This window comes from Enterococcus crotali (assembly GCF_000633635.1).
Lineage (GTDB): Bacteria > Bacillota > Bacilli > Lactobacillales > Enterococcaceae > Enterococcus_L > Enterococcus_L crotali.
Window position 1 is genome coordinate 702,886 of the sequence record NZ_AYPQ01000002.1, and the last position, 13,883, is coordinate 716,768.

Genomic DNA, 13,883 nt, shown 5'->3' on the forward strand with positions numbered 1-13,883 from the left:
CTCCTTTTTATTCTCGTGTGTGTTTGATTTTTATAAATTGTTTTTCTGCGGCATAGTAAGCACTGTCTATTTCTATTTCAGGCTCTCTAGACATATATGGTTTTTCTACAAACTCTTGATCAGAAACTCTCATTGAGAAAACTGCAGCTTTGATTAATTCTTTATAGTGTCTTGGTAAACCAATTCTTGTTTTTCCAAGGTATTGATGATCTCCTGCGATAATAAAATGAACACCTGTCTGTTCAGTAGAAAGGAAGAATTCTTTTAGTTCATCCTCTGTTAAGGTAGTTTCTTTCTCAAATATTTCCATGTCTGTAATGTAGATAAGCCATTTAGGTAATCCTTCATAGCCATTTTCTTTTCGATTTCTGATTTCAACTAATATATCTTCTTTTACTTTAGGAAATACTGCTGGATCGGCGATATAGGCATTTACTGCTAGTGTTTCTTTTTCACAGATATGCCCAGTATCAATAATCATTGTATTATGCTGACCAGCCAACAATTCTATTGAGGAAAGAACTGCTTGTTTTAATGGTAAGAATGTTTTTCTTTGTTCACCAATAACAGCTAAATTCGTTTGATGAACTAAGCTGAAGGGCATTACTTCAACTTCCTCGTAATCAACACCAAGAGGTAAAACACCATTTTCAGCCATTTCTTGAACTTGTTTTTTCTTCTTAAAGCTTTCAAAATCAAGAATTTCTGGCACCATAGGGATTGGTTCAGGTCTAGCCCCAGTCCAATGTTGATCCATCTGACTAACTTCTTCTTGAATTGCTTCAATAATTTGTAACGTATCTTCGCCATCAGCTGGTAATGCTGCTTGGAATAACTCAGGTTCTTCTAACTTGATCAATCCACGACCAGGGATGTCATCAATCGTCAATGTTGTCCGTCCAACAATCGCTCTAGGCTCACTATCATCAATCATTTTCAATACAATTTGTGTTTTGATATTACTTGAAAGGATTGCTTTCAGAGAATTTTGTCTACCTGCAGAAAGAAGTAGATGAACCCCGATCCCAGCACCTTCACGGGCAACTTGGGTAATCACTTTCTCAAGGATTTCATTGAACTTCGCATCTTTCAATCCTTCAAAACCATCTAAAAGAATCAAAATAATTGGTTCTTCTTTCCCACTTGCTCGTTCATACATATCCAAACTAGCTACAGAAAACTCACTCAACAATTTCTTACGACGTTTCAACTCATCATTGATCCGTCTCGCAAACTTCTCAATTTTCTCTTCTTCATCAATACTCATCGTATCTGCCACATGTGGTAATTTCTTCAACGGAAGAAGTCCATTCGTCCCAAAATCAAGCAAGTAAACATTCAACCGCTCAGGACTATGCACTCTCGCCAAATCCATCACAACCGTCTGCATAAACGTACTCTTACCATACCCAGGACTACTAAACACGGTCATGTGACCTTCCTGCGTCATATTCAAACGTAAGGTATTCTGCGCCTGCATACTTGGCACATCCACCACACCAAGCACTGGTTCAAGCGGCTGTTTCTCTGTTAACCATTCTTCTCTAAAGTCCACAGGATGTAGCGTAGAAGAAGCAATCCGTTCTTCCAACGGCGGTAACCAAGGTCTCGGTAGTGGCGTGATATTTTCACGTTCCGCCACTTCATGAATCCCATCAATAATGGCATCCAGTTCAGTCGGAATCTGTTTCACATCATCCGCATTTTCAAGTCCACTTAAATCTTCACTTAAAATCTCATACTGACCAAGGTCGTTAACTAGATAAATCGTATGATCCTCAATCTGTTGGTCATCTTTCTCAGGCTGATAATCCGCTCCACTCCACGCACTTTGGAACAATTCATAAATCTCATTATTCCCCACTTGCAAGTAGCACGCCCAGCTTGGGTGATTTCCGCTGCATCTGGCGTTTTCAACATTTCCATCGAATCGGCTTTATCCGCTACTTTCAACGCTAATTTAAATTTCGAGTTACTCCAGATTTGGTCATTGACCACCCCACTTGGTTTTTGTGTCGCAAGAATCAAGTGAATCCCCAATGAACGCCCAATACGAGCAGTGGAAACAAGTTCCTTCATAAACTCAGGCTGTTCTGATTTCAACTCCGCAAACTCATCCGAAATCAGGAAGAGGTGAGGCATAGGCTCAGAAACATCGCCATTTTTATATAATTTTTGATACTGATTGATATGATTCACGTTATTCTCCGAGAAAAGGCGCTGACGGCGTTTTAGCTCGGCGTTGATAGAGATTAAGGCACGCATACTTTGAGCGCCATCTAGGTTGGTAATACTCCCTAATAGGTGGGGAAGATTACGGAACAAGTTCGCCATTCCTCCACCTTTGTAGTCAATCAGTAGGAAAGCCACATCATACGGATGGAAATTCACAGCTAAACTCAAAATATAACTTTGCACGATCTCTGATTTACCAGAACCTGTCGTCCCAGCGACTAATCCATGAGGTCCATGGGCTTTTTCATGTAAGTTCAAGTAGACAATATCGTCTTTTCCACGTAAACCAAGCGGCACAGCCAAGGTTTTATGCGGAGAGTGTTCTGCCCAACGTTGGGTGACATTAAACTCGTCAAATTTCTCGATGCCGTACATTTCTAGGAAAGTAACAGCTTCAGGAATACTTGATTTCAAGTTTTGTAAGTGATTCAATGGTGCCAATAAACGTGGCAATTGTTCTTTGTTAAATTCAGCAGGGAAGTGATCCAATTGGAACGATTTGTTCATCAATTTGCCTTCTTCCAATAAGAGAACCCCAGTATTGCGGTCGCGGATATCGATAACGGTTTTGATATTATCTGATAAACTACTCATAACATCTTCCACAAAAATCACGCTACAACCTAATTCACTTGGATCTTCATTGAAAAATTCCATGATGACATGATCCAAAATCAATTTCTCGTCAGTAATCATCACCACATAATGAGGGGAGAAGATCGTACTATCACGACTATTACGGTTTTCTTCCATGGAATTTTTACGGTTTTTCAAGATTTGATTCAAACTATTCAATACTTGGTCACGACTACGTTGGTTATAAACAAATCCACGCACATTGACATCTTGCATCGTTGCATGTGGCAACCAACGCATCCATTCCCATAGGTCTTTTTCCGCTTCTGGGAAAATCGAGATAAACTGTAGATCATGGTAACTATGGAAGACAGATAATTGATTGACCAATAAATGAAGCTGTTCCAACACTAAGTTTCTAGGGCCAATATACCCAACAGGTCCATTGACTAAATTCGCCACGATTGGCATATCTTCTAGCTCTAAACTCTTCGTATAAAGCTCATAACCGCTTTTTTCTAAATCATCCGTTTCTTTGCCGCGTTCTTTGTTAGAATAGGTAATTTCACTTGACGATTGCAGTGTTCCCAATCCTAAACGATAGAAGAGAAAGTCAAAGTGCAACGGTGTTTTTTCGTAAATTCTTGGGCTGTAGGTTTTGGTCATCTCCAACAATTCTGAAACTGTTGGATAATGATACAATTGTCCTTGTTTTTGTTCTTGATTCAGTTGGTGTAATTCCACTGATTTATCGACTAAATATTTTTTATAGCTGACCGTGCGATCGATCAAGCTTTGTTTGTGTTCTTTTTTCGTTTTAAAGTAATTGGTGATCGAGAAAATAATCGTGATCAACGTTGTTGCCGCACTTGCTAAAACGAATAAGCCGTTTGGTCTGAAAAAGGCCATCGCAACGGTTACCATCAACATCACGATCGGTGGTAAGATCGTTTTGATCAGTTGGTCTTGTTGTTTATTGTTTGGCTCACTTGGGGCATTGATCATCATTTTTTCTTCTGGTTCACGGTAAATGATCCGTGGTGAACGGTGGAAATCCGGGTAATCTTCATAGACATCGTAACGAGACGTATAGATTTCACACAAATCAGATTTAATGATCGTGCCTTCTGTGGCATGGATTTCATGGGTAAAGACTTTTAATGTGTGGTGTAAGAAAGACAGTTCGTCTCCTTTGCCGAGTAAGTAGTCTGTGCCAGTAAATAGCTGATTGTTGATCATCAACTCACCAGAAAGTACTGTTAACAGCCATTGGTCCTCTTGCTTTTTCAAAATAGCAGAAAGAGGCTGTGCTAAATCGTCATTCGGCAATTCAAGCGTTGCACCTTTATCTGTGCTTAAAATGATTTCTTTCTTATCTAATAGATCAAACACATGTAGTTTTGTCACAGGTGTTAAAATAACTGTTGCTTGTTGGTCATCTGATAATGAAAAGGTAAGGGGAGAACCAAGGGATAAAACATGCTCTTGTCCTTGGTGTGTTAGGACCCATTCGTTTTTCATTTCGATCGTCAATTGGTCTGCATCGGTCAATAGTGGTAAGTGAAGAGACGCTTGATTGTCTGAACCGATTCTTTGTGTTTTTTCTTCATCAAGGGTCAATTGATAGCGATAGCCTTGAAGGTAGATGATGGCTTGTGTCTTGGGCATCTAATTTCCCTCCTGAGCTGTCGATCCTTGTGTTTGTTCAGCTTCTTCAGCAGCATTCACACTTTCGTCACGTTTTTCTTTGTATTTTTTGTAGTCGGCTTCTAATTTACCGATGGTTTCTTCTTTTTCAGTACCCGTCATTTTCGTGTCTTTTCTAACTTGTTCGATTTTTTGTGTGATTCCATATAAAATCAAATCAGAATCTTCTAAGTTTTTCGCTACATCTAGCGCTTCATCAAGATTTCCGCGACCGTTTTCGATCCAGTAATCTAAGTAATTTTCATCAGAACGTAACGTTACGTTATTTAAAATGACTTTTTTCTGTTGTTCTTGCAATGCTTCTCCTTGAATAAAGCTAAACGCTAATTCATATTTTTGCGTGAAAGGAATGCTGGCTGTTTTCACTGGTTCTAAGGTTGTGATCACGGCTTCATAATCATTTTTCAAGAAAGCTGTATCTGTATCTTGCATGCGATCTAAAAATGGTAAACGGAAAAATAGTAAGTAAACAAGAGGGATCACTAAAATAGCAGATAGCACAGTCATCCAGATCGATAACTGTTTCATCACTTGGAATTTGGTTTTGCTGACTTTTTTGATAGTTCTTGTCGCATGTTCTACGGTTTGGTCATACATTTGCACCAAGTATTGTCTGATGTCTTCAAAGCTTTCCTTTTTCAAAATCGTTTGGATAAATTCAGAACCTTTTTTGATTTCTAATTGGCCTTCATATAGTTTGGTAAAATCGTCTTTTTTCTCGAATAAGGCGATGATCAAGCTTTTGTATTGTCTTAATAGTAGGTCATTGTTTGTAACTTTTGGCGGCATTTTTCCAGCTAGTCCGCGGTAAGCGATTTTTGGCTGTAAGTTATAATCAAACAATAAATTTTCAGGATGGATAAAGAAGGTAAGAGGTAAATCTAATAATTGCTCAACAGCAGCCATATTGGCCATTGCACGTAATTTATCTTCTTTTGATCCAGTTTTTAATTCACTAAATGTCATTCGTTCTTCCGGCAAACCATAAGTGAACGTCACCGCATCTTCTTCCCAGTGGATGCTGGCATCCATCAATAGTGGGTGAGCGACTTTAAGTAAAGCTAAATCCTTTTCTTCACTAACTTGTACTTCTGATTTTCTTAAGGCAAGTTGCCAATTTTCTACTGTTTTCTTAAACTCGTATGTGTGTTTTTCAATTATGACTGCTACTGTAGTTTCCTTCATATTTTCCATCATTTACTCCCCTAACACTTCGATTATATCTCCGTCAGTAATCGGAAAATCTTTTAGTTTTTGTTCTTCATCTAAAAGAATTCCTTTATTCAAAACTTTGATTTGGTATTTTTTAACGTCTTTTTCTTTGCCGAAAATTTGGTTTAATTCTCGAATAAAACGATAAACAGTGATGTTATTCGGAATTCGTAAATCGACCATTTTTTCTTTGTTTTTTTGATACAGTAAGGTGACATTGATATGCTCTTTATTATCTGCCATGGTTTTGTCCTCGTTTTCTGTTGTGATACAAGAATAAGGTAACAATCGTCACTAGCGCTAAACCTAAAATTAGTGGAAATAACGCAGGAGGAGAAGAAACCGTTGTACCAGTTTCTTCTCGTTTTCCTGCTGCATGATTATTTTCATTTACTACAAATAGTTGAGTAGCATCTAATTCTTTTACTTTTGCTGCTTTTGTTAGGAAAAGCTGTGACATGTCTTCTTGTTTTTGTTGTTCTTCCAACGCTTTTGCATTCGCCGTTTTTTGCATCATTTCATCTTCGAATAGACGATCTTCTGCTACAAAGCTTTTCGTTTTACCATCATCGACCTGTTCTTTATTCAATCGATCTGTTTTTAATTCTAAGTTATTATCAAGTAAGGTTTCATCCGCTTTGGCTGTGTCAGAAAAGGAGAAAAGGCTTATTCCTAGTAAAAGTAAGAACATTAGCTTTTTCATTTCGGAGTCACTTCCTTTGCTTTGCGTTTTGGTTTCCAAATGAAAATGTTAAATACGATCAAGGCTGCGATCGCTAACAGATACAAAATGATCTGCACAATATTCAACGCATTATTTGCCAAAATATCTGCTAAGTTGTTTTCACCGATCGACAATGGATTGACCGAACGAATCAAGTCAACCATCGGATTATTACCTTTGGTTTTACCGATCGCATTGGTGACAAAGACATAACTAATAAATAGGAAGAGACTTAAGGCAAAACCTGCAATATGGAATTGTTTCAATGCATAGTGATTCAATAATGAGAATATCAGCATAAATAGTACAATCATCATGACCCAAACGATTTGGGATTCTTTTACGATGCCTAATTCACTGATGCTTAGAATTCCTAAAATCAAACCAATACCGATTGCGCTAAGACTGAGAAGAAGTGTTTCTAACATGTTATCTTTCAGCCATAATTTTTCTCGTTTGAACTTATTTTTAACTTTTCTTGCGACAGGTTGTGTTGCAAAAAGATATGCGATAAATAAGCTCAAGGTATACATGATCAAGATCCAAGTAAATGGTTCGTTGATTTCGGTTGTTTTAATTGTTGCTTCTGATTTTCCGTTGACAGGATTTGCGATAAATTGTAGCAAGGTGTTATTTGGTACCCCGTCTTTGTGCGCATTGTTCAATACTTTGATAAATGCTGACACGAAATCATTGTTGTTCGCGAGTTCTTTGTTTAGGTTGTCCATGATGACATCTGCGTTAGCAGATAGGTCTTCACCATTTTTTTGTGCAGTTTGGACTTCTTTGTCGAATGAATCAAACACATTACGTACATCAGAAGCTTCTTTTACATTCGTTTCGGAAGCGTCTTTTACCATTTTAGTTTGTTCATTTAGAGCATCTAGAGAAGCTTTAAGAGCCTCTATTCGTGAATCAGTCTCTTTATTAGTAGAATCAACAAGTTTTTCTCCGGCGGTCATTTCCTGAGATGTTTTACGCCAGTCTTCCATTTTGGCTAATTGTCCTGCGACAGTTTCATTTAACGTAAGACTGTTTTCTTGAATTTTTCCTAATCTCGTACTAGCATCTTCTGCTTGTTTCTCCATATCAGTTGCTTTTCGTTGCAAGTCTATCAGTTCTTCTGATTGTGTTCTGTAATGCCCGCGATCAAAGGTTTCATTGATCAATCCTTGTAATACATCAGTTAGCGGCATTGACAGTAAATCATGAAATTCTTCAAAAGGATAATCTTGAAATTCTTCTAATTCAGCATCAACTGATTTGTATAATTCTAAAACTTTACCGACTTCTTCAGAGTATTTTCGTTTTGCTTCTTGGTAGTCTTGATTGAGGAAACCAGATACATCAACTTTATAAGGGAATGTTACGCTAACTGCTGAACCTGTAGATGTTTCTGGTTCTGTAGGAACTAGAGGGACATCAGTCTCGTCGGCTTCTCTTTTTTCGGGCGTACTCGATTCGGTTGTTTCTTGTTTTTCTTCATCTGCTGTTTCTTCTTTAATGATTTTTGTAGTTGTAGTTGCTGGAAGCATCCGGCTGATGTTCATCACTTTACTAATTTGTAGATCGAATTGAGGACTTACAACGGTTGTTTCGTCGTAATCTTCTTTGATGTTGTAAGATATTGTGATTTCTCTTTGATATTTTGTTAGATTAAAAGTATAAGTACCTACTTGAAGAGGTGGATCAAATCTGCCACCATCTTTTACTCCATAGATTGACGTTACTTCAACATATTCTGGGATGGCAACGGCTAATTGACCTTCTTCCATTTCAGTAAAGGATAGTGTGAACTCTCCTCTTCTTGGAAGTCTCTCCCATTCGTTTTCCAGACGATCATAGGCATATTTTAAGTCTCGATAGTAACCGTTGGTAGGCTCATCTACGAAATTCAATGTTTTGATTTCTTGTCCTTCGGGGTATTGGTTTCTTTGGTTGATTTCGTTAATTGTTTCGTTAATAGCATCTACTTTTTCAGAAATCCCCGTCTGCATTGTGATGATTTGATCCAAAGGTTGTTGATCACCATAAGGGACTCTAGGGTAAGTATAGATTGGATCTAAATTCAGAGAAATCCCTGTATAAGGTAAGGAACCTAGTCGTTTTTGCATTGTTTTTAAATGATTTTTGTTGAATGTTTCAATATTTTTAACACTTGCTAAATGCTCATTTCCTTTTTTCTTTAAAGCATCGCTTAAACGAATTTCAGGATAATCATCTTCTTCAAGGTTTCGATAGCCAAAATAGGAATAAAAATATTCTTTATACGTTTTAAAATAATTTAAATTGATTTGTTTTAGATTCTCTAATTGAGCATTAACTTCTTCTTGTGAAGCGGCTAACTGTTCTTGTAATTCTTTGGTTTTTTGAACATATTCTCCATCGGCTCCGACAGCTCCAAAGTCGTTTTGCATAGCATCATTCACACTTTTGATCGTTCGATATAGTTCATCTGTTTCTGAACTTAAGATGCTCTCATCCATGGAACTAAAATGGCTAAAAATTCTTCATAGGTAATTTTGCCATCCGCTCGTTGTTTTAGTAATTCTTCTACTGTTGTTGACTGATCACCATGCTAGATACCAATGATTCAGTGCTTTTTGTATAATTAGTCAATGTATCAGTTAAAAGATTATTTGTTTCTAATGCATTTTTTGATTGTGAGGTGATACTAGGTAAATACTCTTTAAAATTGATCGTTGGTTGGTAAAGAATATCTTGAAACTTACCAACTGAATCGGTTTGATTTGTATAAACTTTTTCAATATTTCTTTGAGCCGTATATAAATTATCCACGATACTAACTACATACAAATCCACGAGCTGCTGGTTCAAATCATTGACGATTTTTCGACCAACACTTCTTGATTCATTTTCTAAAGTAGCATTTCCATTTGCGTTGATTTTATAATTGACCTGAACTTTTTCAGGTGCTTCACTATCTAGTTCTAAAAGTTTGCTTGAAAAATTGCTTGGAATCGTAACAAGTAAGTTATAAGTGCCATTTTTTAATCCATTTTCTGCAATTCCTCGACTAACGGTAAACCAGTTATACGTCGCATCTTTTTCGATTTTTTTTACATAATCTGAGCCGAGGTTATAGTCTATGTTATTTTTTTCAATCCCGTTATCTTCATTTACTAAAGCAATATTCAACCGCATATCTTGTTCTTCTTTTGCTTTATTTGCAGAGATATCGGTAAAATCTCGATTCATAAATATCAGCATAATAAGTAATATTACGACCATCCAAACAGACTTCAACAGATAATATAGTTTTTTACTGTTCATTTATCATTCTCCTAAAAAAGAGGAACAGTGAGGAGCAAGTGCCCTCCCTATTCCTCAGTTATATGGTTCTTATAGACCTCTTCCGATTGCTGAAGAGATATTTTGGTCTGTTTCTTCTACAATGTTGGCAACTTCGTTTAATTGTTTGTTGATTTGATCTAATAACTCAGCAAACTCTGTCACTTTTGGTTTTAAAGCAGTGAATTGATCGTTAAAGCTATCAAACCCGCTACCTTCCCAGTTTCCTTGAATTGTATCTTGTTCTGCTTGTAATTTTTGTAAAATATCTTGAACTTGTTGCGAACCATCCGTATATTTTGTTGAAGATGTTCTTAGTTCTTGTGGGGATAATTTAATTCTATCGCCTGCCATTTTTCATTCCTCCAAATCGTTATTAGTAGAGAGCATCGATAACGCCCGCTAGTTACCTAAACGTTACCATAAAACAAGAGTCAGCAAAGACTTAATGTAATAACTTGCATGTTTTAAGTAAAAAATAACGAAAATAATAGAATTATAATTATTCTTTAGGATTGTTTTTTATTTTTATGTGAATTTTATAGTATTCTATTAGTCTGAAAAATAAAAATACAAGAATGATAAATACTTTAATAGAAAAAAGTATTTATCATTCTTATTTTGAAAATATGTCAAAACGACATTTTTATGATGATTGTCTTGATTTTAGAAAAATAGTGTAAGTTTGCTTTAGTTCATCTTTAAAGGTTCTACTCATTGGTAAAGAGACAGTGTTCTCTTGTTGGATATTATTTTCAAACTGCTTAACGAATACTTCATTTTTCATGATTTCAACAATATAATTTAAATTCACAACGTAGCTACCATGGATTCGGGCAAATAAATCTTTATCTAACTTATCTATAATTTCTGCCATCGTTAAATAAGTTTTATAAACTTTTTCTGTTGTATGGATGTATGCGATTCGTCCACTTTTGACGATATAGATGATGTCATCCATCGCTAAAACAACAAGTTTTCGGTTAAAAGAAAATTCAAAGTAGGCATGAGTGGCGTTAAAATAATGATTAGACCGATCGATCGTTTCCAGCAAATATTCCTGAGAAATCGGTTTTAATAGGTAGTCAAAGGCTTGTACCTTAAAGACCTCAGGCATGCGCTGAATATCGTCAGAAACAAAAATAATCAGTGCATCTAAATCAAGTGTACGTATTTGCTGTGCTAATGCGATCCCGTCCATTTCGTTGATTTCAATAGAAATAAAGTAGATGCTGTAATTCTTTTTCCCTTTTTCTTTAAGATGTCGTAGTAATTTCTCCCCATTGCTGAAGAAATCAAACTCATATTTGTGAGAATAGCGTAGTGCTATAGTTTTTTCGATTTTTCCCATTTCTCTCTGGTTATTATCACACAATGCAATCTTCAATAGCTCATCTCCCTTGAGTTTAAGATCAATAATGTATGGTTTGTGGTATTTATCTTTTTTGAACAATATGTTTTTATTGTTCCTAATTATAGCATATTTTTATTACAGGAATTCTCAAAAATTATACTAAAAACGTTATTTTTAGATAATTATTATAATCATTTAAAAAAGTGTTTATTGTGATCGGAAATACCATGAACCTCTCTCTATAATTGCTTTCCTTTTTTTGTTAAACTAGGGGAAGAGATAGGGGGAAATGAAATGAACGCACAACCTAACTACAATTCATACGATCAGCCAATTGGGTTTCCGATATCAGACTGGTCAACCAGAGAATACCCATCAAAAAACACGTTAGAAGGGATGTATTGTCGGCTAGAAAAAATAGATCCAAATAGTCATTTCGAAGCGCTATATCAAGTATATGGTCCAGAAAGTAAGGCTAAAAATTGGACCTATTTACCATTGTATCCGTTTGAAAGCAAAGCGGATTTTTCCTCCTATTTAGAAACAATCAGTGGCTCTAAAGATCCTTTTCATTATGCAATTATTGACAAGGCTAGTGGGAAAGCACTGGGTACGTTGGCATTAATGCGGATAAATGCAGATCATGGATCAATTGAAGTTGGTTTTGTGATTTATGCTGATACATTGAAAAAAACACGAATAGCGACAGAGGCACAGTATCTTTTAGCCTGTTATGCAATGGATGATTTAGGCTATCGACGATACGAATGGAAATGTGATGCGCTGAATGAACCCTCTAGAAATGCTGCATTACGTTTAGGTTTTCGCTTTGAAGGGATTTTTCGGAATGCATTAGTATATAAGGGGCGAAATAGGGACACAGCTTGGTTTTCTATCATCGATAGTGAATGGCAACAAGTAAAAATACAGTTGGAGTCTTGGTTGGCGCCAACTAATTTTACGGCTGAGGGAGAGCAAAAAAGACGTTTACATGAGTTTTGAATACAAAAATAATTTGCTTGAAAGGAAGTTAATAGTATGAAAGAATCGCAAATTCAATTAGCAAAGCTGCCTAAACCAACAATTTTTCAAAATGTAGCTCCAGTTTTTTTATCAGACGAAACGATGAATGAGCGGAAACAAAAGGTTTTGGATAATATGAAATCAGAGGGGTACGATGCTTTGGTGATTTATGCCGATAAAGAGCATGGGGGAAACTTTGAATATTTAACAGGTTTTATTCCTCGTTTTGAAGAAGGCTTGCTCGTTTTGGATGATACAGGGCAATGCACACTGATTCTTGGAAATGAAAATTTGAAAATGGCACAGGTTGCTCGGATCGAAAATCAGTTGATCCACTGTCCTTTGTTTTCACTACCTAATCAGCCAATGGATAATGAAGCGAGGCTGGAAACCATTTTTGAAACGATTGGTTTATCTGAAAAAAGCCAAATCGGTGTTGTCGGTTGGAAAATGTTTACTACTGCTAAATCAGCGAATGAAGCTTACTTTGATCTTCCTTATTTTATTATCCAAGCACTTTTAACAAGTAAAAATGAACAGGCGGTAGTCAAAAATGCAGCTCATCTGTTTATTCGAGGCGACAAAGGTGCTCGTACGACTAATAATGTGAATGAAATTGCCCATTATGAATATGGCGCCAACTTAGCTTCTAGCTGCATTTTAAATGCGATGGATGCGGTGGCAATAGGTGTGACTGAGGCTACCTTAGGCAATGAGTTGACTGCTGAAGGTCAAACTAATACGGTTGTTACGATTGCCGCAACTGGGAAACGTTTTGAATATGGAAATGTTTATCCAACACACAAAAAAGTAGCCATGGGAGATCCGCTGTCTTTAACGACTGCATTTAAAGGTGGGTTATCTAGCCGAACGGGTTTTGTAATAGAAAATGTGGAGCAGCTTCCTGAAAATCAGCAAGATTACTTAGAAAGAGTAGCTAAGCCATACTATCAGGCTGTTACGACTTGGCTGGAAACAATAAAAATCGGAATGCCGGGAAGAGAGCTCTATCAAACAATTGAAACCATTTTTCCCAAAGCTGACTATCATTGGCATTTAAATCCTGGACATTTGGTATCAGATGAAGAATGGATGTCTTCGCCGATTTATGCTGGATCTGAAGAACGATTGAAGAGTGGCATGATTTTACAAATCGATATTATTCCATCTGTGGCAGGCTATACAGGAGTGAGTGCGGAAGAATGTGTTGCGTTGGCTGATAACCAGTTACAAAAACAAATTAGAGAAGAGTATCCTGAGTTATGGGAGCGAATCATCACACGGAAAAAGTATATCAAAGAAATAGTAAAGATCGACTTAAGTGAAGAGGTTATTCCGTTGTCGAATACTGTGGGGTATTTACGACCGTTTTATTTAGCGAAAGATCAAGCTTTTCAATGTGTTAACTGTTAGTTTCTGGTTTACTTGGGTTCTACATATTAGAAAAGAATAGGTGTACGAAGAATTAGGATTTGGACTAATCACTGTTTAGTTGAGGAAATACTGGTTAAATAAGCCAATGAATAAGGGAAATTTTTCAAATAATATAAAAAATAGAAGACCCAAAATCTATTTACAATTTGGGATCTTCTATTTTATTTTCCCTTTTTAACATACATCTCAAGTTCATCAATAGAAGCTTTCCAGATTCATTAAAAGAAGAAAAGGCTAAACTGATGAAATTTATTTTTTGTTTAGGAAGTCTAATTGGATAGCTCAAAGAAGTTAGGGTTTTCCACT

At 36.5% G+C, this 13,883-nt stretch carries 11 protein-coding genes; 2 read left to right on the plus strand and 9 right to left on the minus strand.

Annotated elements, in window-relative coordinates; translation table 11 throughout:
• Positions 1-7 precede the first annotated feature (7 nt).
• The 9 genes from V192_RS22725 to V192_RS0108175 form a co-directional block, all read right to left on the minus strand.
• Positions 8-1,864 carry an FtsK/SpoIIIE domain-containing protein gene (locus tag V192_RS22725; RefSeq protein ID WP_239644607.1) on the minus strand — a complete coding sequence of 619 codons (1,857 nt, stop codon included), beginning with the start codon at positions 1,862-1,864 and terminating at the stop codon, positions 8-10.
• The gene (gene essC / locus V192_RS22730) at positions 1,759-4,479 is read right to left on the minus strand and encodes a type VII secretion protein EssC (protein ID WP_239644608.1); all 2,721 of its coding nucleotides are present in this window, start codon (positions 4,477-4,479) and stop codon (positions 1,759-1,761) included. Before essC ends, V192_RS22725 begins: the two co-directional genes overlap by 106 nt.
• Positions 4,480-5,712, minus strand: a complete 1,233-nt coding sequence (essB, locus tag V192_RS0108145; RefSeq protein WP_051581938.1) for a type VII secretion protein EssB — start codon at positions 5,710-5,712, stop codon at positions 4,480-4,482.
• 3 nt (positions 5,713-5,715) lie between these two features.
• Positions 5,716-5,973, minus strand: coding sequence for an EsaB/YukD family protein (locus tag V192_RS0108150; protein ID WP_025870688.1), 258 nt, complete (start codon positions 5,971-5,973; stop codon positions 5,716-5,718).
• The gene (locus V192_RS0108155; protein WP_025870691.1) at positions 5,963-6,433 is read right to left on the minus strand and encodes a type VII secretion EssA family protein; all 471 of its coding nucleotides are present in this window, start codon (positions 6,431-6,433) and stop codon (positions 5,963-5,965) included. The genes V192_RS0108150 and V192_RS0108155 overlap by 11 nt, the downstream gene beginning before the upstream one ends.
• Positions 6,430-8,940 (minus strand): hypothetical protein, encoded by a 2,511-nt coding sequence (locus V192_RS0108160; protein WP_025870693.1) that lies wholly within the window; start codon positions 8,938-8,940, stop codon positions 6,430-6,432. The genes V192_RS0108155 and V192_RS0108160 overlap by 4 nt, the downstream gene beginning before the upstream one ends.
• A gap of 67 nt (positions 8,941-9,007) precedes the next feature.
• Complete coding sequence (esaA, locus tag V192_RS0108165; protein WP_025870695.1) at positions 9,008-9,748, minus strand: type VII secretion protein EsaA; 741 nt, start codon at positions 9,746-9,748, stop codon at positions 9,008-9,010.
• A 69-nt stretch (positions 9,749-9,817) separates the two neighbouring features.
• Positions 9,818-10,120: a WXG100 family type VII secretion target gene (locus V192_RS0108170; RefSeq protein WP_025870697.1), complete on the minus strand. Its 303-nt coding sequence runs from the start codon at positions 10,118-10,120 to the stop codon at positions 9,818-9,820.
• Between the two features lie 292 nt (positions 10,121-10,412).
• The gene (locus V192_RS0108175) at positions 10,413-11,153 is read right to left on the minus strand and encodes a LytR/AlgR family response regulator transcription factor (RefSeq protein ID WP_051581939.1); all 741 of its coding nucleotides are present in this window, start codon (positions 11,151-11,153) and stop codon (positions 10,413-10,415) included.
• Between the two features lie 261 nt (positions 11,154-11,414).
• Between V192_RS0108175 and V192_RS0108180 the strand changes: the two genes are divergently transcribed.
• Positions 11,415-12,122 (plus strand): GNAT family N-acetyltransferase, encoded by a 708-nt coding sequence (locus V192_RS0108180; RefSeq protein WP_025870700.1) that lies wholly within the window; start codon positions 11,415-11,417, stop codon positions 12,120-12,122.
• Between the two features lie 36 nt (positions 12,123-12,158).
• Positions 12,159-13,556, plus strand: coding sequence for a M24 family metallopeptidase (locus V192_RS0108185; protein ID WP_025870703.1), 1,398 nt, complete (start codon positions 12,159-12,161; stop codon positions 13,554-13,556).
• Positions 13,557-13,883: the final 327 nt, after the last annotated feature.